Origin of the sequence: Streptomyces sp. sk2.1 (genome assembly GCF_008120935.1) — a bacterium.
Taxonomy (GTDB): Bacteria; Actinomycetota; Actinomycetes; order Streptomycetales; family Streptomycetaceae; genus Streptomyces.
Window position 1 is genome coordinate 1,360,797 of the sequence record NZ_RDBO01000020.1, and the last position, 18,966, is coordinate 1,379,762.

The 18,966-nt window shown below is 73.4% G+C and carries 13 protein-coding genes and 1 pseudogene; 5 read left to right on the top strand and 9 right to left on the bottom strand.

The annotated features are described in order from the left end of the window. The 3 genes from EAO76_RS09540 to EAO76_RS09550 all read left to right on the top strand — a co-directional run. On the top strand, positions 1–1,045 hold a 1,045-nt coding region (locus tag EAO76_RS09540), incomplete at its 5' end, for a hypothetical protein (RefSeq protein ID WP_399461754.1). A 220-nt stretch (positions 1,046–1,265) separates the two neighbouring features. After that, a complete protein-coding gene (locus tag EAO76_RS09545) occupies positions 1,266–4,577 on the top strand; it encodes a S8 family serine peptidase (RefSeq protein ID WP_187438514.1) in 3,312 nt (1,103 codons plus the stop codon). A gap of 193 nt (positions 4,578–4,770) precedes the next feature. Further along, the gene (locus EAO76_RS09550) at positions 4,771–5,799 is read left to right on the top strand and encodes an aspartate-semialdehyde dehydrogenase (protein WP_148835220.1); all 1,029 of its coding nucleotides are present in this window, start codon (positions 4,771–4,773) and stop codon (positions 5,797–5,799) included. 70 nt (positions 5,800–5,869) lie between these two features. Here EAO76_RS09550 and EAO76_RS09555 read toward each other — a convergent pair whose 3' ends face one another. Together EAO76_RS09555 and EAO76_RS09560 are read right to left on the bottom strand one after the other, a co-directional pair. Beyond that, positions 5,870–6,217 carry a type II toxin-antitoxin system PemK/MazF family toxin gene (locus tag EAO76_RS09555; protein WP_148835222.1) on the bottom strand — a complete coding sequence of 116 codons (348 nt, stop codon included), beginning with the start codon at positions 6,215–6,217 and terminating at the stop codon, positions 5,870–5,872. After that, positions 6,210–6,434 (bottom strand): ribbon-helix-helix domain-containing protein, encoded by a 225-nt coding sequence (locus EAO76_RS09560; RefSeq protein ID WP_148835224.1) that lies wholly within the window; start codon positions 6,432–6,434, stop codon positions 6,210–6,212. The genes EAO76_RS09555 and EAO76_RS09560 overlap by 8 nt, the downstream gene beginning before the upstream one ends. A 100-nt stretch (positions 6,435–6,534) precedes the next feature. Here EAO76_RS09560 and pepN point away from each other — a divergent pair, with 100 nt between their 5' ends. After that, positions 6,535–9,111 carry an aminopeptidase N gene (pepN, locus tag EAO76_RS09565; RefSeq protein ID WP_148835226.1) on the top strand — a complete coding sequence of 859 codons (2,577 nt, stop codon included), beginning with the start codon at positions 6,535–6,537 and terminating at the stop codon, positions 9,109–9,111. A 188-nt stretch (positions 9,112–9,299) separates the two neighbouring features. On the opposite strand, the gene alc is transcribed toward pepN, so the two are convergent. The 6 genes and pseudogenes from alc to EAO76_RS09590 all read right to left on the bottom strand — a co-directional run bounded on the left by alc (position 9,300) and on the right by EAO76_RS09590 (position 14,743). Next, positions 9,300–10,439: an allantoicase gene (alc, locus tag EAO76_RS09570; RefSeq protein WP_148835228.1), complete on the bottom strand. Its 1,140-nt coding sequence runs from the start codon at positions 10,437–10,439 to the stop codon at positions 9,300–9,302. A gap of 55 nt (positions 10,440–10,494) precedes the next feature. After that, positions 10,495–11,418 (bottom strand): LysR substrate-binding domain-containing protein, encoded by a 924-nt coding sequence (locus tag EAO76_RS09575; RefSeq protein WP_148835230.1) that lies wholly within the window; start codon positions 11,416–11,418, stop codon positions 10,495–10,497. Between the two features lie 198 nt (positions 11,419–11,616). Continuing rightward, the gene (locus EAO76_RS09580) at positions 11,617–11,847 is read right to left on the bottom strand and encodes a hypothetical protein (RefSeq protein ID WP_148835232.1); all 231 of its coding nucleotides are present in this window, start codon (positions 11,845–11,847) and stop codon (positions 11,617–11,619) included. A 192-nt stretch (positions 11,848–12,039) separates the two neighbouring features. Beyond that, positions 12,040–13,713, bottom strand: a pseudogene (gene malQ / locus EAO76_RS09585) (4-alpha-glucanotransferase); the annotation flags it as partial. 31 nt (positions 13,714–13,744) lie between these two features. Next, complete coding sequence (locus EAO76_RS47525; RefSeq protein ID WP_399461759.1) at positions 13,745–14,470, bottom strand: hypothetical protein; 726 nt, start codon at positions 14,468–14,470, stop codon at positions 13,745–13,747. Positions 14,471–14,485: 15 nt separating this feature from the next. Then, positions 14,486–14,743 carry a hypothetical protein gene (locus EAO76_RS09590; RefSeq protein ID WP_148835234.1) on the bottom strand — a complete coding sequence of 86 codons (258 nt, stop codon included), beginning with the start codon at positions 14,741–14,743 and terminating at the stop codon, positions 14,486–14,488. A gap of 313 nt (positions 14,744–15,056) precedes the next feature. On the opposite strand from EAO76_RS09590, the gene EAO76_RS09595 reads away from it, so the two are divergent. Beyond that, positions 15,057–18,083, top strand: a complete 3,027-nt coding sequence (locus EAO76_RS09595) for a beta-N-acetylglucosaminidase domain-containing protein (RefSeq protein ID WP_148835236.1) — start codon at positions 15,057–15,059, stop codon at positions 18,081–18,083. A gap of 229 nt (positions 18,084–18,312) precedes the next feature. Here the strand turns inward: EAO76_RS09595 and EAO76_RS09600 are convergent, their stop codons facing one another. Then, the gene (locus EAO76_RS09600; RefSeq protein WP_148835238.1) at positions 18,313–18,849 is read right to left on the bottom strand and encodes an HNH endonuclease; all 537 of its coding nucleotides are present in this window, start codon (positions 18,847–18,849) and stop codon (positions 18,313–18,315) included. Positions 18,850–18,966 lie beyond the last annotated feature (117 nt).

The following is an 18,966-nucleotide window of genomic DNA, read 5'->3' on the forward strand; positions in this document are numbered from 1 at the left end:
CCCCTGCCGCCCCCGCGCCACCGGCGACGTCCGCCGGAGCGTGCTGTCCCGGGCGCAGTTGAGGGCGTGCGGGGTCTCCCCCGCGCGGGCCGCCGCGCGGTGCGGGGCCGACGGGCCGTGGCAGCGGACCCTGCCCGGTGTGTACGTCCTGCACCGGCGGCCGCTCACCGGCGACGAACGGCTGCGCGCCGCCCTGCTGTACGCCGGACGGCCGCCGGCCCCCGGCCGTCGGGGCGCGCCGGGCGGGGACCCGGGGGCCGGGTACGGCGAGGCGGTGGTCACCGGATTCGCCGCGCTCGCCCTGCACGGGTTCGCGGTCGCGCCGCCGCCCGGGGAGTGGTCCGGGATCGACGTGCTGGTGCCGCGCACCCGGCGGCTGCGCCCGGTCGGGTACGTGCGCCCGGTGCGTTCCGCGGCCGCGCCGCCGCCCGGGTGGGTGCGCGGTCTGCCCGTCGCCCCCGTGGAGCGGGCGCTCGCGGACGCGGTCGCCGGGCTCCGGGACCCGGCGGCCGTGCACCGCCTGCTCGTCGGGGCGGTCCGCGGCGGACACTGCGAACCGGGCGCCGCGGTGGACGAGTTGGGCCGGGCCGGGCTGCTGGGCCGTCCTCCCGTGGCGCGGGCCGCGGACGCGCTCCTCGCCGAGGACCGAGCCATGGCCGAAAGTCGACTTTACGACTTGGCGATCGACCACGATCTGCCGCAGCCCCTGTGGAACGTGTGGCTCCGCCTGCCCGGCGGTCCGGACCTCGGTGCCGTGGACGCCTACTGGCCCGAGCGGGCGGTCGCCGTGGAACTCGTCGCCGGTGCCCCGGGGCGCGGCGGGCCGGGCGCCGACGGCCGACGCCGGACGGAACGCGAGGCCCGACGGGCCGCGCACGCCGCCGAGCGGGAGCATCTGGAGCGGCTCGGGATCACCGTCGTCCGCCTCGCGCCGGAGGGGCTCCGCGACGCGGGGCAGCGGCAGGCGACCGTGGTGCGCACGGCACTGATGGCGGCAGCCGACCGGGAACCGGCGGCGCGCGTGGTGGTCCTGCCGCACCGATAGCCCGCCCGGGTGGCCGGGAGCGGAACCGTACATGGCGGAAACACGACCCACGGGCACCACTTATCCACCACTTCGTCCCTGATGGCACATCGGCACCAGTGGCGGGATTCTGCCATGTCCACATCTCACCACCCTCAACTCTCCACAAACCCCTGTCATTTACGAAAGGGTGAGCGGTCATCCGGTACCGAATTCCGGACTCTCTCTTCTCTATGCAGGGATGCTGATGACCACCGAGTCCCCCAGTTACATACCCGGGGCGAGACGTGCGGCCCGAGTGGCGGCCGCAGCCGGCCTGGTGGCCGCGCTGGCCGCCACCGGCGTCACCCCCGTCTTCGCCGCCGACGCACCCGACCCCGCCCCCGTCAAGGCCGCCGCCGAGGGCGCCACCGCCGACAAGCTCGGCGCGGCGGACGCCGACGTTCTGGCCAAGGCCAAGGCCAAGGGCGAGAAGAACGTCACGATGATGGTCGCCACCAAGCCCGGTGCGACCGAGCAGGTCACCAAGCAGCTCGACGCCGTCAAGGGGTCCGTGCTGGGACGTGCGTACGACAAGCTCGGCTACGTGCGGGCCACCGTGCCCACCGCGTCCGCCGACGCGGCCATCCGGGCGGCGGCCAAGCTGTCGTCCGTCCACGGCATCGATCTCAAGCAGGAGATCAAGCTGGACGACCCGACGCCCGCCGCCGACCGCGCGGCCGGTGCCAAGTCCCGGGTCAAGGCCACCGGTTCCTACCCGGCGCCGGGCAAGAAGACCCCGGCGAAGAACCCGTACAACCCGTCCTTCGAGACGGGCGCGGTCGACTTCGTCGAGCAGCACCCGAAGGCCGACGGCCGCGGGATCACCATCGGTGTCATCGACTCGGGCGTCGACCTCGGCCACCCGGCGCTGCAGAAGACCACCACGGGCGAGCGCAAGATCGTCGACTGGGTGACCGCCACCGACCCGGTGAGCGACGGCGACGGCACCTGGCTGCGGATGACGGACGCGGTGTCCGGCCCGACGTTCACCTACAAGGGCCTCACGTACAAGGCCCCCGAGGGGGACTACCGGATCAAGCTGTTCGCCGAGGCCGCCACCAAGGGCGGCGACATGGCGGGCGACCTGAACCGCGACGGCGACACCACCGACGTCTGGGCCGTGCTCTACGACCCGGTCACCGGCACCACCCGCGTCGACCTGAACGGCAACGCGGACTTCTCCGACGACACCGTCCTCAAGCCGTACAAGGAGAAGCACCAGGTCTCCTACTTCGGCAAGGACGACCCGCGGACCGACGTCGCCGAGCGCATCCCGTTCGTCGTCGAGACGCGCCAGGACGTCGTGTACAACGCCGCCGGCGACACCTCCGACTACGTCAACATCGGTGTCATCGAGAGCGAGCACGGCACCCACGTCGCGGGCATCACCGCCGCGAACGGCCTGTTCGGCGGCGAGATGAACGGCGCCGCGCCCGGCGCGAAGATCGTCTCCTCGCGCGCCTGCACCTGGTCCGGCGGCTGCACCAACATCGCGCTCACCGAGGGCATGATCGACCTCGTCGTGAACCGCGGCGTCGACGTCGTCAACATGTCGATCGGCGGCCTGCCGCCGCTCAACGACGGCAACAACGCCCGCTCGGAGCTGTACAAGCGGCTCATCGACATCTACGGCGTCCAGCTGGTCATCTCGGCCGGCAACGACGGTCCGGGCGTCAACACCATCGGTGACCCCGGTCTCGCCGACCACGTCATCTCCGTCGGTGCGTCGATCTCCAAGGAGACGTGGGCCGCCAACTACGGCTCGAACGTCACCAAGAAGTACGACATGCTGCCCTTCTCCTCGCGCGGTCCGCGTGAGGACGGCGGCTTCGCGCCGATCCTGACGGCCCCCGGCGCGTCCATCAACACCACCCAGACCTGGCTGCCCGGCGGCCCGGTCAAGGAGGCGGGCTACTCGCTTCCCGCGGGCTACTCCATGCTGCAGGGCACCTCGATGTCCTCGCCGCAGGCCGCGGGCGCGACCGCGCTGCTGCTGTCCGCCGCGAAGCAGCAGGGCATCGAGCTGCCGCCGGCCGACCTGCGGACCGCGCTGACCAGCACCGCCACCCACATCAAGGGTGTGCCCGCGCACGCCCAGGGCTCCGGTCTGATCGACATCGTCGGCGCCTGGAAGCAGATCGTGAAGCAGGGCTCCCCGGCGCACGAGTACACGGTGAAGGCCCCGGTCGACACCGCGATCGACTTCGCGCTGAAGACCCCCGGCTTCGGCACCGGTCTGTACGACCGCGAGGGCGGCCTGAAGACCGGTCAGAAGAAGACGTACGACGTCACGATCACCCGCACCACGGGCCCGGACAAGAACGTCAAGCACAAGCTGTCGTGGAAGAACAACGACGGCACCTTCAAGCTGCTCGGCTCGAAGACCGTCTCCCTGCCGCTCGACAAGCCGGTGACCGTCAAGGTCCAGGCGAAGCCGGGCAGCGCGGGCGTGCACAGCGCGATCCTGAAGGTGGACGACTCCAGGACCACCGGTGTGGACCAGCAGATCCTCACCACGGTGGTCGTGTCCAAGGAGCTCGTGAAGCCCGCCTACACGTTCAAGTCGTCCGGCTCGGTGCAGCGCAACAGCAGCGACTCGTACTTCGTGACCGTGCCGGAGGGCGCCAAGACCCTCGAGGTCTCGCTGGGCGCGCTGCGCTCGGGCAGCCAGACCCGCTTCATCTCCATCCACCCGTACGGCGTGCAGGTGGAGGACAGCTCCACGATCTACTGCTACCCGAACTACGAGAACCCGTCCAACACCTGCCGTCCGGACGTGCGCTCGTACAAGGACCCGCAGCCGGGCGTCTGGGAGATCGAGGTCGAGGCGCGGCGCACGTCGCCGCTGCTGGACAACCCGTACAAGCTGGACGTCTCGCTGCTCGGCGCGACCTTCGACCCCGCGGTGCAGACCATCGCCGAGGCGAAGGTCGGCACGCCGGCCGCAGTGAACTGGAAGGTCACCAACGAAGCGGGTGACCTGGAGGGCCGTCTGAAGGGCGGTTCGCTGGGCTCGGCCAAGGTCGACAAGCCGTCGATCAAGACGGGTGATGCCCAGGAGTACACGGTCACCATCGGTGAGGGCGTCGAGAAGCTGGACGTCGCCATCGGCGGCACCTCGGACGCCAACGCCGACCTGGACCTGTACGTCTACCAGGGCGACGAGGAGGTCGGTGCCTCCACCACGGCCGGCTCCGAGGAGGCGGTCAGCCTGGTGAAGCCCGCCGCGGGCACGTACACCGTCGTGATCGACGGCTACAGCGTCCCGGCCGGCACCACCACGTACGACTACCGCGACGTGTACTACTCGGCGTCGCTCGGCACGATCGAGGTCGACGAGTCGAAGGCCGTGAACCTGGCCAACGGCGCCTCGGCGCAGATCGACGCCAAGGTCTCGGTCGGCGGGGCCGCCCCCGAGGGCCGGCAGTTCTTCGGCGAGGTCAGCCTGGTGAACGGCCGCGGCACCGCCGCGGGCACCGGCAGCGTCGTGATCGAGAAGGTCACGCCGTAACGGTCACCGTGTGATCCGTGCGACACGCACGGCAGTGGGGCGGGCGCCCATCGGGGCTCCCGCCCCACTGCCGTGTCCGCCCGGCCGGGCGGTCGCTGTCCGAACCCCGGACAATGGATTGGACAAAGGAGCCGTGGACATACGCATCATGGATGCGGCAACCGTGCCAGTTCGTACGTTCGAAGGAGTCCCTGTGAAGGTCGGAATCGTCGGCGCCACCGGTCAGGTCGGCACAGTCATGCGCAGGATTCTGGCCGAGCGCGAGTTCCCGGCCGACGAACTGCGGCTCTTCGCCTCCGCCCGCTCCGCGGGCTCCACGATCGAGTGGCAGGGCCGGGAGATCACCGTCGAGGACGCCGCCGCGGCCGACTACACCGGTCTGGACATCGTGCTGTTCTCGGCCGGTGGCGCGACCTCGAAGGCACTCGCCGAGAAGGTCGCCTCGCAGGGCGCCGTGGTGATCGACAACTCCTCCGCCTGGCGCCGTGACCCCGAGGTCCCGCTGGTGGTCTCCGAGGTCAACCCGCACGCCGTCGCGAACCGTCCCAAGGGCATCATCGCCAACCCGAACTGCACCACGATGGCCGCCATGCCCGTGCTGCGCCCGCTGCACGACGAGGCCGGCCTCCAGTCGCTGGTCGTCGCCACCTACCAGGCCGTGTCCGGCTCCGGCCTGGCCGGCGTCGCCGAGCTGCACGGCCAGGTGACCGAGGTCGCCGCCGAGGCCGACGCGCTCACCCACGACGGCGAGGCCGTGAAGTTCCCCGAGCCGGGCGTCTACAAGCGTCCGATCGCCTTCAACGTGCTGCCGCTGGCCGGCTCGATCGTCGACGACGGCTCCTTCGAGACCGACGAGGAGCAGAAGCTCCGCAACGAGTCCCGCAAGATCCTGGAGATCCCGGAGCTGAAGGTGTCCGGCACCTGCGTCCGGGTGCCGGTCTTCTCCGGCCACTCCCTCCAGATCAACGCCCGCTTCGCCCGCCCGATCGGGGTGGAGCGCGCCCACGAGCTGCTGAAGGACGCCCCCGGCGTCGAGCTCTCCGAGATCCCCACCCCGCTCCAGGCGGCCGGCAAGGACGCCTCGTTCGTCGGCCGCATCCGGGTCGACGAGACCGTCGAGAACGGCCTCGCGCTCTTCGTCTCCAACGACAACCTGCGCAAGGGCGCCGCGCTGAACGCGGTGCAGATCGCGGAGCTGGTCGCGGCGGAGCTGAAGGGCTGACGCCGGACGCGTGGAAGGGCGGCCACCGGGTGCGGTTGCCGCCCTTTCGCATGCGTTCGTCCGGGTGCGCTCAGAGGGCGAGGTGGCGTCGCAGCGCGGCGTCGATCTCGGCCATGCGCCGGCGGGGGACGGTGCCGATCCGCTTCAGCACACGTTCCGGGGTGACGGCCCGGACCTGCTCGCACTGGGCCTTCGAGTCCTTCGGCAGACGGCACTCGTCGGCCCTGAGCAGGACCTGGAACGTGAGGACACGGGCGGTGTTCGACGTCAGGGGCACCACGGTGACGACGCCCCTGCCGTTGAGCTCGACCGACTGGTTGGCGGCGTTGTTGGACACGATCACGGCCGGCCTGACCTTGTTGGCCTCGCTCCCCCTGGCCGGCTCCAGATCGATCAGGTGGATGTCCCCCCTACGCATCCGCGATTCCGTCCCCGAGCGTGCGGTCCCAGAGCTCGGCGTCCTCGCTCGCGTCCCACTCCTCGAACGCCTCCGTGTACTCCGCCTCCAGTCCGGCGGCGCGCAGCAGCTCGATCGCGGCGTGGATCACCGCGGACCGGGAGTCGGCGTCGGTCTTCGTGGCGTACTCGTCGAGGAAGGCGACATCCTCCTGCGGCAGGCTCACACTGATCTTCATACCATTGATGCTACCGCCGGTGGCACCCGTATGGCCACTCCATCGGGGCCTGCGACGTGGAAGGATGACCGAAAACGTCACATACCAAGGAGATGACCGCGTGCCTGGCACGAATCTGACCCGCGAAGAGGCACAGGAGCGGGCGCGCCTGCTGACCGTGGACGCGTACGAGATCGATCTCGACCTCTCCGGAGCGCAGGAGGGCGGCACCTACCGGTCCGTGACCACCGTGCGCTTCGACTCCGCCGAAGCCGGTGCGGAGACGTTCATCGACCTGGTCGCGCCCGCCGTGCACGAGGTCGAGCTGAACGGGAAGTCGCTCGACGTCGCGGCCGTGTTCCGCGACTCCCGCATCGCGCTCCCGCACCTGGTCGCGGGCTCCAACGAGCTGAAGGTCGTCGCCGACTGCGCGTACACCAACACCGGCGAGGGCCTGCACCGCTTCGTCGACCCGGTCGACCAGCAGGCGTACCTCTACACCCAGTTCGAGGTGCCGGACGCCCGCCGGGTCTTCGCGAGCTTCGAGCAGCCCGACCTGAAGGCGACCTTCCGGTTCACCGTGAAGGCTCCGTCCGGCTGGACCGTGATCTCGAACTCGCCGACGCCCGAGCCGAAGGACGACGTCTGGTCCTTCGAGCCCACGCCGCGCATCTCGACGTACATCACGGCCCTGATCGTCGGCCCGTACCACTCGGTGCACAGCAGCTACGAGAAGGACGGCCAGTCCGTGCCGCTCGGCATCTACTGCCGTCCGTCGCTGGCCGAGTTCCTCGACGCGGACGCGGTCTTCGACGTCACGCGGCAGGGCTTCGACTGGTTCCAGGAGAAGTTCGACTACGCCTACCCGTTCGCCAAGTACGACCAGCTCTTCGTCCCGGAGTTCAACGCGGGCGCGATGGAGAACGCGGGCGCGGTCACCATCCGCGACCAGTACGTGTTCCGGTCGAAGGTGACGGACGCGGCGTACGAGACGCGGGCCGAGACCATCCTGCACGAGCTGGCCCACATGTGGTTCGGCGACCTCGTCACCATGGAGTGGTGGAACGACCTGTGGCTGAACGAGTCGTTCGCCACGTACACCTCGATCGCCTGCCAGGCGTACGCCGAGGGCTCGAAGTGGCCGCACTCCTGGACCACGTTCGCCAACTCCATGAAGACCTGGGCCTACCGCCAGGACCAGCTGCCGTCCACGCACCCGATCATGGCCGACATCCGTGACCTGGACGACGTGCTGGTCAACTTCGACGGCATCACGTACGCCAAGGGCGCCTCGGTCCTGAAGCAGCTGGTGGCGTACGTCGGCATGGAGGAGTTCTTCAAGGGCGTCCAGGCGTACTTCAAGGCGCACGCCTTCGGCAACACCCGGCTTTCGGACCTGCTGGGCGCGCTGGAGGAGACCTCCGGCCGCGACCTGAAGACCTGGTCGAAGGCATGGCTGGAGACCGCGGGCATCAACATCCTGCGCCCGGAGATCGGGACGGACGGGAACGGTCACGTCACGTCCTTCGCGGTCCTCCAGGAGGCCCCGGCCCTCCCCGCCGGTGCCAAGGGCGAGCCGACGCTGCGCCCGCACCGCATCGCCATCGGCTGCTACGACCTCGACGCCGCCGGCAAGCTGGTCCGCACGGACCGGATCGAGCTGGACGTCGACGGCCCGCGCACCGAGGTCCCGTTCCCGGCCGGCACCGCCCGCCCCGCCGTGATCCTGCTCAACGACGACGACCTGTCGTACGCGAAGGTCCGGCTCGACGAGGAGTCGCTGCGCGTCGTCACCGAGCACCTGGGCGACTTCACCGAGTCCCTGCCCCGGGCCCTGTGCTGGGCCTCCGCCTGGGACATGACCCGGGACGGCGAGCTGGCGACCCGGGACTACCTCGAACTGGTGCTCTCCGGGATCGGCAAGGAGTCGGACATCGGCGTCGTCCAGTCGCTGCACCGTCAGGTGAAGCTGGCGCTGGACCTGTACGCGGCGCCGGAGTGGCGCGAGGCCGGGCTGAGCCGGTGGACCGAGGCGACGCTGGCGCACCTGCGCGCGGCGGAGCCGGGCAGCGACCACCAGCTGGCCTGGGCCCGTGCCTTCGCGGCGACCGCCCGCACCCCGCAGCAGACGGATCTGCTGCAGGCGCTGCTGGACGGCCGGGAGGCGATCGAGGGCCTGGCCGTCGACACGGAGCTGCGCTGGGCGTTCGTCGAACGGCTCGCCGCGACCGGCCTCATGGAGGAGGACGGGATCGCCGCCGAGTACGAGCGGGACCGGACGGCGGCGGGCGAGCGCCACGCGGCGACCGCCCGTGCGGCCCGCCCCACCGAGGAGGCGAAGGCGGAGGCGTGGGCCTCGATCATCGAGTCCGACAAGCTGCCGAACTCCCTCCAGGAGGCGGTCATCGCCGGTTTCGTCCAGTCCGACCAGCGCGAACTGCTGGCCCCGTACACGGAGAAGTTCTTCGCGTCGGTCAAGGGCGTCTGGGACTCGCGCAGCCATGAGATGGCGCAGCAGATCGCGATCGGGCTCTACCCGTCCTTCCAGGTCGCGCAGGACACCCTGGACGCCACGGACGCCTGGCTGTCCTCGGCCGAGCCGAGCGCTGCCCTGCACCGGCTGATGTCGGAGTCCCGTTCGGGCGTGGAGCGCGCGCTCCGGGCCCGGGCGGCGGACGCGGCGGCGGCCACGGCGTAACGACCGTCGGCCGGTCGGCCACCCGCCCCGGACCGCTCGCCGGTCCGGGGCACCGCACGGTCCGGGGCACCCGGCCGGTCACTCCCCCGTGGAACCCGGCCGGGTGCCGCCGGGGTGGAGACCCGCCCGTCGGACGGGCGCCGTCGCGCAGCCGTCCGACGGGCGGGAGCGGGGGGCACGGAGCCGGGTCAGGCGCTCGACTCCTCGTGCCGGCGGGTCAGTTCGGCCGCGCCCGTCTCCGTCAGGCTGCCGTGCAGGCGCATCCGGGCGACGCCGCCGTCCGGGAAGGCGTCGAGCCGGACGTGGGTGACCACCGCCCGGGCCCGGAGCGGGAAGCGGTGCAGCGCGTCGGGCTGGAGCCGGGTGCGGGGGATGATCTCGAACCACTCGCCGGTCTCGCCGTTGCGGCCCTGGAGGGCGATCCAGCCGGCCGAGTTGCCCTTGAGGTAGGCCGTGTCGATCTCGACCGCGCGGACCGCTCCCTGGGCGGGGAGGCGGAAGCGGACCCAGTCGTTGGTGTCGCGGACCCGGCGGCGCCGGTTCTCCCAGCCGTCGTCCATCTTGCGCGAGGTGCCGGGCAGGATGATCTGGGTCGGCGAGGAGTAGAAGCGGTCCGACGCGTCCTCGTAGCTGCCGCCGTTCAGGACCGAGATCAGGTCGAACGTGCCGAGCGCGGCGAGCCAGGACGGATCGGGGACGACCTCGCCGTGGACGCGGAGGCGGGCGATGCCGCCGTCGGGGTGCTGGCACAGCCGTACGTGGGTGTAGCGGCGTCCGCCGGTGATCTCGAAGCCGTTGGCGGCGTGGCCGCGCACGGGGGTCGGCGGGACGATCTCCTCCCACTTCACGTCGTCGGCGAGGAGTTCCTCGGGGCCGGGGGTGCCCTCGACCGAGGTCGCCTGGATCGACACGCGCTGCGGGTAGTTGCCGCGGAAGTGGGCGGTGTCGACGACGATGCCGCGGATGATGCCGGGGGCGCCGAGCCGGATCAGGGCCCAGTCGTGCTCGTCCGGGGCGGGGAAGGGGTGGTCGGCGTCGGCGCCGCGCCTGCGGCGGGTCTCCCAGCCGTCCATGATCTTGCCCTTGTGGCCGAAGCGCTCGGGGTCGAAGACCGCGCGCTCCCGGAGCAGGAGGTTCTCCCGCTGGGCGAAGAACTCGTCGTTGGCGGCGATCACGCCCGCGCCGAGACGGCGGTCGGCGAGGTCGACGAGCTCGGTGAAGGGGAGGTCCGTGGTGCGGTAGTCGGCGTACGGGTCGCCGCCGCCGTACGGGGCCGCGTCGTTGGCGTGGGGATCGTCGTGGTGGTTCTCATCCTGGTCGAAGGTCATGCCCCCACTGTCGCGGCGAACGAACCATCAGGTCCATCGAATGTTTTTGCATCGTCTATTCAGTTGAAGTGAACGATTCGGCCGCCGCGGTGAGCGCCGCCAGGACCCGGGCCACCCCGGGGCCCCGTTCGGCGCCGTGCCGCACAGCCGCCGCCACGTGGCGGCGCGGCTGGTCGGCGTCGAGCGCGCGCATCACCACACCGTCCCGGACGCACCGCTGCGCCGAGGCCATGCGCGGGACCAGCGCGACGCCCATGCCCGCCTCGACCATGGCCAGGATCGCCGTCCAGCCGGAGGCGCTGTGCGCCTGTTCGGGCACGAATCCGGCGGCCTCGCACGCGGCGGTCGTGATCTGCGACCAGGGGCCCGAGCCGCCGAAGATCCACGGGTCGCCGGAGAGGTCCGCCAGGCGGAGGGCGGGCGCGGCGGCGAGGCGGTGGTCCGCGGGCAGCGCCACGTCCAGGCGGTCCGCGAGCAGGGGCAGCACGGTGAACCGGGGGTCGCGGGCGGTCGGGGCGTGCGCGGCGAGGGACAGCGCGAGGTCCACCTCGCCCGCGGCCAGGAGCTCGTACGCCTGCGCGGCCTCCGCCTCCCGCACCCGGACGCCGGGCCCCGGGCGGTCCTCGGCGCGCAGCCGCCGGACGGCGGGGACGACGAGGGCGGGCACCGCCGTGGAGAACGCCGCGATCCGCACCTCGCCGGCCTCACCGCGCAGATAGCCGGTCAGTTCGGCATCGGCGCGCTCCAGTTGGGCGAAGACGGCCTCGGTGTGGCGCAGGACGAGGTGGGCGGCGTCGGTGAGGCGGACCCGTCGGCCCCGGGCCTCCAGGAGCGGTACGCCGAGCTGCCTGGACAGGTTGGACAGTTGCTGCGAGACCGCGGACGGGGTCATCAGCAGGGCCTCCGCGGTGGCGGTGACCGTGCCCCGGTCGCGCAGGGTGCGCAGGATGCGGAGCTTCTTGAGGTCCCACTCGGTCATGGCCGAAACCTACCCGGCGCCCCACGGGCGGCACCGCGCCCGATCGGCCGGGGTCCGCACCGTGTTCCGGACACGCGTGTGCGCCGCGCGGTACGAGTACCCGCGGCGCACACGGAGGAGCGGGGGTGCCGGGTCCGGCCGCCGGGCCGCCGTACGGGGCGGTCCGTCGGCGTCCGAGACGGCCCGGACCTGCGGGTCCTAGGCCTGCTTCCTGGACTTGTCGAGGACCATGACCAGGCCCGTGATGACCAGGAACAGCACGATGGGTGCCACGACGTAGAGGCCGATGGTCTCCATCGCGCTCAGGCCGGGTCCCGGGTCGTCACCGTCGTCGCGGGTGAGCGCGAGCGCGGGGGACGACATGAGCAGCATCATCAGCGTCGTTCCGGCCGCGACGGCACCGGCGCGCATAGCGTTCTTCTTGTCCACGGTGCAAACGTAGCGAACGCCCTGGACGGGCGCGCGCCCGGGGGTGCCGTACGGGGTCGCGGACCGGCCCCGGGACCGGCGCGGGGTTCGGCGCGGGGCCGCTTTCCGGCCGGGCCCGCAGGTTTCCCGGGCCCTGCACGCTCGTTCCCCGGCCCTGGTACCGGGGCCGGGGCCGTCGCGGATTCGGCGGATTCATTCGCGGGCGGGCCCGTGCGGGGGGCGCGGCCCCTTCCGCAGGGGCGCGAGGACCTCCATCAGCCGGTGCAGCCGGGGCGCTGCGGCCAGTTCCTCCAGGGTGACCGGGTTTCCCTCCGCGTCGGCGACGGGCAGGCGCCAGTTGGGGTACTGGTCCCAGGTGCCGGGGAGGTTCTGCGGGCGGCGGTCGCCCAGCGCGTCGGGGAGCCAGACGCCGACCAGCCGGGCGGGGGTGCGCAGCAGGAAGCGGTGGACGGCGCGGACGGCGCCCTCCTCGTCGCTCTCGCCCTCGGGCAGCAGACCGAGGCGGGAGAGGTGTCCGAGCCATTCGGCGGTGTCGGTCGCGTCCGCCGCCGCCTCCACCGCCAGGGGGCGGGTGAGCAGGCCGAGGCGGTGGCGCAGCGTCACGTGGTCGCCGGCCAGCCGGGCGGCGGTGGACGGCAGGTCGTGGGTGGTGACCGTGGCCAGGCAGTCCTCGCGCCACCGCTCGGGGGCCAGGGGGCGGCCGGTGTCCGCCCAGTCCCGTTCGAACCAGAGCACGGAGGTGCCGAGGACGCCGCGCCGGGCCAGGGCCTCGCGGACCCCCGGTTCGACGGTGCCGAGGTCCTCCCCCAGGACGACCGCGCCGGCCCGGTGCGCCTCCAGGACGAGGACGGCGAGCATCGCCTCCGCGTCGTGGCCGACGTAGGTGCCCTCGGTGGGCGGGCGGCCCTCGGGCACCCACCAGAGCCGGAACAGGCCCATGACGTGGTCGATGCGCAGCGCGCCCGCGTGGGCGAGGAGCCCGCGCAGCAGTCCGCGGTACGGGGCGTAGCCGGAGGCGGCGAGGGCGTCGGGGCGCCAGGGCGGCAGGCCCCAGTCCTGGCCCCGGGCGTTGAAGGCGTCCGGGGGCGCGCCGACGGACATGCCGTGCGCGAGGGCGTCCTGCTGGGCCCAGCTGTCGGAGCCGCCGGGGTGCACACCGACGGCGAGGTCGTGGACGACGCCGACCGACATGCCCGCGTCCAGGGCGGCGCGCTGGGCCCCGGCGAGCTGGTCGTCGGTCAGCCAGGCGAGCCGGCAGTGGAAGTCGACCCGGTCCAGGAGTTCGCCGCGGGCGCGGGCGGTCTCCCGGGAGCGGGGGTCGCGGAGCGCGGCGGGCCAGGCGTGCCAGTCGGGACCGTGCACCTCGGCGAGGGCGCACCACAGGGCGTGGTCCTCCAGGGCCCGTCCCTGTTCGGCCAGGAAGTCGCAGTACGCGGCGCGGCGGCCCGGGGTGAGGGGCACCTCCCGTACCAGTTCGAGCGCTCGGCGCTTGAGTTCCCAGACGGCGTCGCGGTCGATCAGGGCGCCCTTGTACAGGACCGTGTCGGTGAGCGAGGCGGCGCTCTGGCGCAGGTCGTCGAGGGCACCGCGGTCGGCCACGTACCCGTACTCGGGGATGTCCTCGACGCGCAGGTGGACGGGGTCGGGGAAGCGCCGCGACGAGGGGCGGTACGGGGACGGGTCGGTGGGGTCGCCGGGCACGGCGGCGTGCAGCGGGTTGACCTGGACGAACCCGGCGCCGAGGGCCCGCCCGGACCAGGCCGCGAGATCGGCGAGGTCCCCGAGGTCGCCCATGCCCCAGGAGCGGGCGGAGAGCAGGGAGTAGAGCTGGACCAGGAAGCCGTGGCCGCGGGCGGGCGGGCGGGGCGGCCCGCGGCCACGGCTTCCTGGTCCAGCTCTACTCCCTGCTCTCCGCCCGCTCCTGGGGCATGGGCGACCTCGGGGACCTCGCCGATCTCGCGGCCTGGTCCGGGCGGGCCCTCGGCGCCCGGGGCGGGGCGACGACGAGCGTGCAGGCGGCGATACGGCCGCCCGGCGCGCGCACGGCCAGCCGGTGCACCCCGAGCGGCGGCTCCGTCCACCAGGCGGGCGTCACCGGCTGGTCCGTCCCGGCGTCATCCGCCCCGGCGGCCGATCGCGAACCGGCCGGTCGCGAAACGGCCGACCGCGGAACAGCCGGTTGAGAACCGGCCGGTCGCGAACCGACCGACTGCGAACCGGCCGGTTGCGAAACGACCGATCGCAGAACGGCTGACTGCGAAGCGGCCGGATCCGCTCGCCCGGCCGGATCCGTTCGCCCGGCCGGGACGTGCGTGCGCGGGACCGGGGGCGATCCGGGGTCCTCCAGTCGGATGTCGAGCGTGGTGCCGGGCGGCAGGGCGGTCAGGGCGGGCGGCAGCGGCTCCCCGGCCCACACCACCACGGTCGGCGGGAGCAGCCGGGAACGGGCCGCCGACTCGGCGGCGGCGAGCGATTCCCGTACCGCTTCGGGTGTGGTGGCGTCCACGCCGAGCGCGGCGAGCACGGCGACGACCGTGCCGTCGGGGACGGGGACCGCCGGTCCGGCGGACGGGGAGTGGGAGGTGGCGACGCCGTGCAGTGCGGCGAGCCGGGTCAAGCCCATGCGGACTCCTGGGGACTACGGGCCCCACACGCCGCCGGAGGTGGCCGGCTCGCTGGTCAGCGGAGCGTTGACGGCGAGCGGGGGTTCGCTGGTCAGGGGGGTGACGTCGGCGAGCGGCGGCTCGCTGGTCAGGGGTATCGCGTCACCGAGCGGCGGCTCGCTGGTCAGCGGTCCGGGGCCGGCGTCCGGGGCCGGATCGGTCGGCGGGACGGCGGCGGGGGAAGGGACCTGTCCGGAGAGGGCGGAGAGCAGAAGCTGCGCGGCGGCGGGCATGGCGGCCTCCTGGCCGTGGGGGAAGCAGGACACGGCAGGCCTACCCAGTGGGCTCTGCCACAGACGTAGGCGTTACCACAACGAGTTCAACGTGCTCCGGGTCACATTCCGTTCCCCCGGGGCCGTTTCCCCGTAAGTTGTTCGCCGTTTTCGGCCATCCGGCGTCATCCTTGAGGCCGTCCGCCCCCGGCCGACCACCCCTCACCCCAACCGCCGTACCGGGCATTTCCGGCACAACAACCACGCGCATTGACACCCTCGCACGCGGGTGGTGGGCTCGGAGCCCATCGGCGGGAACGAGGTGAGGAGAGCCATGCGGCTCACACGCAGGGGGCAGGCGACGGCCATCGCGGTGGCCGTGTTCGGCGGGCTGCTCTCCGCCCAGGCCCCGGCCGCCGTCGCGGCCCCTCCGGGGCCCGGCTCCTCCCCCGCCGCCACCACGCCCGACCGCGCGGACGGGACGCCGCCCGCCGTGTGGCCCCGGCCGCAGTCCGTCGAGGCCGCGGGCCGGTCCGTGCCGCTCACCTCCGAGGCCACCCTCGTCGCCGACGCGCACGCCGATCCGTACGCGGTCGACGCGTTGCGCCAGGTCCTGCGGGACGCGGGCGTGCGGACCGTCCACGAGTCCCTGCCCGGCCGCGGCCCGGTCGTCCGGCTGGGCGGCGGGAGCGCCCGGGACGCGCTGCGCGCCCTGCGCGCCCCCGCCCGCGGCGATCTGCCCTCCGGCGGCTACCGGATCGCGGTCGGCCGGACCGGGGGCCGGGACACCGTCGCCCTGGACGGCGTCGGCGAGGACGGCCTCTTCCACGGCGTGCAGACGCTGCGTCAGCTGATCCGGGACGGCGGCGTCGCCGGGGTGACCGTCCGGGACTGGCCGGCCACCGCCGTGCGCGGCATGGCCGAGGGCTTCTACGGGCAGCCGTGGTCCCGCGCGGAGCGGCTGGCGCAGATCGACTTCATGGGGCGCACGAAGCAGAACAGGTACCTGTACGCGGCGGGCGACGACCCGTACCGGCAGGCTCGCTGGCGGGACCCGTACCCGGCCGACCGGCGCGCCGACTTCCGGGCGCTGGCCGAGCGGGCGCGGGCGGCGCACGTGACGCTCGGCTGGGCCGTCTCGCCCGGCCAGGCCATGTGCATGTCGTCGTCCGCCGACGTGCGGGCGCTGACGAAGAAGCTCGACGCGATGTGGGCGCTGGGGGTGCGGGCCTTCCAGCTCCAGTTCCAGGACGTCAGCTACAGCGAGTGGCACTGCGACGCCGACGCCGACGCCTTCGGCCGGGGCCCCGAGGCCGCGGCCCGGGCGCAGGCGCGCGTGGCGAGCGCGGTGGCCCGGCACCTCGCGGACCGTCACCCGGACGCGCCGCCGCTGTCCGTGATGCCGACGGAGTTCTACCAGGACGGGGCGACCGAGTACCGCACGGCGCTCGCCGAGGAGCTGGACGACCGGGTCCAGGTGGCCTGGACCGGCGTCGGGGTCGTGCCGCGGACCATCACCGGCGGGGAACTGGCCGGGGCCCGCGCCGCGTTCCGGCACCCGCTGGTCACGCTGGACAACTACCCGGTCAACGACTACGCCCAGGACCGGCTCTTCCTCGGCCCGTACACCGGCCGGGACCCGGCGGTGGCGACCGGTTCCGCGGCGCTGATCGCCAACGCGATGGAGCAGTCCTCCGCCTCCCGCATCCCGCTGTTCACCGCCGCCGACTTCGCCTGGAACCCGCGGGGCTACCGGCCGCAGGAGTCCTGGCGGGCGGCGATCGACGACCTGGCGGGCGGCGACGCGCGCACCGGGGACGCGCTGCGCGCGCTGGCCGGGAACAGCGCCGCGTCCGTGCTGGGCGGTGACGAGTCGGCGTATCTGCGGCCGCTGCTGGCCGCGTTCTGGAAGTCCCGCACCGGCGAGGACGCCGCGGCGCGGGACGAGGCGGCCCGCGAGCTGCGGGCGGCGTTCACCGTGATGCGCCGGGCCCCGGAGCGGCTGGCGGACGTGGCGGACGGACGGCTGGGCGAGGAAGTGCGGCCGTGGAGCGAGCAGTTGTCCCGGTACGGCCGGGCGGGCGAGCTGGCCGTCGATCTGCTGGGCGCCCAGTCGCGCGGTGACGGCGCCGCCGCGTGGCGGGCGTCGCTGGCGCTGGAGCCGGTGCACAAGGCCGTGAAGGCGGGCGGCGCGACGGTCGGCAAGGGGGTCCTCGGGCCGTTCCTGGACCGGGTGCGCCGGGAGGCGGACGCCTGGACGGGCGCGGACCGCGACGCCGGTACGGTCTCGCGGACGTCGGACGGCTACACGGTCCGGCTAAACCGGCCCCGCCCGGTGGAGACGGTGACGGCGATGACCGCGCCGGGCAGCGGCTCGGTGGCCGGCGCGAAGCTGGAGGCCCATGTGCCCGGCGAGGGCTGGCGCACGCTCGGCACGCTGTCGGAGACCGGCTGGACCCAGACGACGGCCGAGGGGCTGCGGACCGACGCGATCCGGATCAGCCGCCCCGCGGAGGTCCCGGTGACGCCCTCCGTCGTCACGGGCTCCCTGCCGCCGTTCGTGCCCGGGAACCGGGCGGGCGACGGGGACGGCGGGAACACGTCGTCCCGGCCCCTGGACGTGCGGGCGCTCGTGCCCTGGTTCGGGGACGAGCCCGCCGCCCGGCTCGCTCTCGCGCGCGGCGAGACGGACGCCGTGATCGGCGGCGGCCCGCAGCGGGTCGAGGCGCACCTGGCCGCCCGGCGCCCCTCCGAGGTGCGGGGCGAGCTCACCGCGAAGGCGCCCGAGGGCATCGAGGTGAACGTCCCGAAGCGGACGAGGGTGCCGCGCGGTTCGCACACCGCCGTCCCCGTCGAGATCACGGTCCCGGCGGGCACCCCGGCCGGCGAGTACGAGGTGCCGATCGGCTTCGGCGACGAGCGCAGCACGCTCACCGTCCGGGCGTTCCCGCGCACCGGCGGCCCCGACCTGCTGCGCACCGCCACCGCCTCCTCGTCCGGCGACGAGACGCCCGACTTCCCGGCGTCGGCCGCCACGGACGGCGATCCGGGGACCCGCTGGTCCTCGCCCGTCGAGGACGGCGCCTGGTGGCAGGCGGAGCTGCCCCGGGCCACCCGGGTCGGCGAGGTGGTGCTGCACTGGCAGGACGCGTACGCCTCCCGCTACCGCGTCCAGGTCTCCCCCGACGGCCGCAACTGGCGCACGGCGGCCACCGTCCGGGAGGGCAGGGGCGGGCGCGAGTCGGTCCGGATGGACGCGAAGGACACCCGCTTCCTCAGGGTCCAGGGCGACGCCCGGGGCACCGAGTTCGGCTACTCGCTGTGGTCCGTGGAGGCGTACGCCGTCGCCGGCAGGGGATAGGGCTCACAGGCCCCGCCGCGCACCGCACGCCGCGGGCCCGGCACACGCCCGGACCGAAGCGTCCCGGTCCGGCGCGTCTCCGCCCGGCACACGCCCGGACCGGGGCGTCCCGGTCCGGGGCATCCCGACCCGGCGCACGCCCGGTCCGGGGCATCCCGATCCCGGTCCGGGGCATCCCGGACCGCCCCGGGGCCCCTTCCCGGCCCCGGGGACGACGAAGGCCCGGATCTCAGGCCGATATGCCGTCGATCCGGGCCATCGCGTCGTCCGCGCCGAACGGTTGCAAGTACGGCAACCAGCGCGGATCGCGATGTCCCGTGCCGATGATCCGCCAGGCGAGACCCGTGGGCGGGGCGGGTTGCTGGTGCAGCCGCCAGCCGAGCTCCGGCAGGTGCCGGTCCGCCTTGACGTGGTTGCAGCGGCGGCAGGCCGCCACCACGTTGTCCCAGGAGTGCTGTCCGCCGCGGCTGCGCGGAATCACGTGGTCGATGCTGGTCGCGGCGGCACCGCAGTACATGCAGCGTCCCCCGTCCCTGGCGAAGAGCGCCCTGCGGGTCAGCGGTACGGGCCCCCGGTACGGGACGCGTACGAACCGCTTCAGGCGGACGACGCTGGGGGCCGGAACGGCCCGGGTGGCACTGTGCATGAAGGCGCCGGACTCCTCTAGGCAGATGGCCTTGTTTTCGAGGACGAGGACGAGCGCGCGGCGGAGCGGTACGACGCCGAGTGGCTCGTACGACGCGTTGAGAACCAGGACATGCGGCACGGTGGATGCCTCCTTGTACGCCGGCGGCGCGTGGCTCGCGCCGGGACGATCCGATCTCAGTTTCTACTCCTGCCTGGTCGGAGCGCCACCACGTGCGGGTAACGGGCCGGAAGGATT

Bases quoted from the DNA above. Each gene is read 5' to 3' on its own strand.
- EAO76_RS09545 (WP_187438514.1), top strand. From the start codon at position 1,266: ATGCTGATGACCACCGAGTCCCCCAGTTACATACCCGGGGCGAGACGT.
- EAO76_RS09555 (WP_148835222.1), bottom strand. From the start codon at position 6,217: ATGCGTAGGGGGGACATCCACCTGATCGATCTGGAGCCGGCCAGGGGG.
- EAO76_RS09560 (WP_148835224.1), bottom strand. From the start codon at position 6,434: ATGAAGATCAGTGTGAGCCTGCCGCAGGAGGATGTCGCCTTCCTCGAC.
- alc (WP_148835228.1), bottom strand. From the start codon at position 10,439: ATGACCTTCGACCAGGATGAGAACCACCACGACGATCCCCACGCCAAC.
- EAO76_RS09575 (WP_148835230.1), bottom strand. From the start codon at position 11,418: ATGACCGAGTGGGACCTCAAGAAGCTCCGCATCCTGCGCACCCTGCGC.
- EAO76_RS47525 (WP_399461759.1), bottom strand. From the start codon at position 14,470: ATGGGCTTGACCCGGCTCGCCGCACTGCACGGCGTCGCCACCTCCCAC.
- EAO76_RS09590 (WP_148835234.1), bottom strand. From the start codon at position 14,743: ATGCCCGCCGCCGCGCAGCTTCTGCTCTCCGCCCTCTCCGGACAGGTC.
- EAO76_RS09595 (WP_148835236.1), top strand. From the start codon at position 15,057: ATGCGGCTCACACGCAGGGGGCAGGCGACGGCCATCGCGGTGGCCGTG.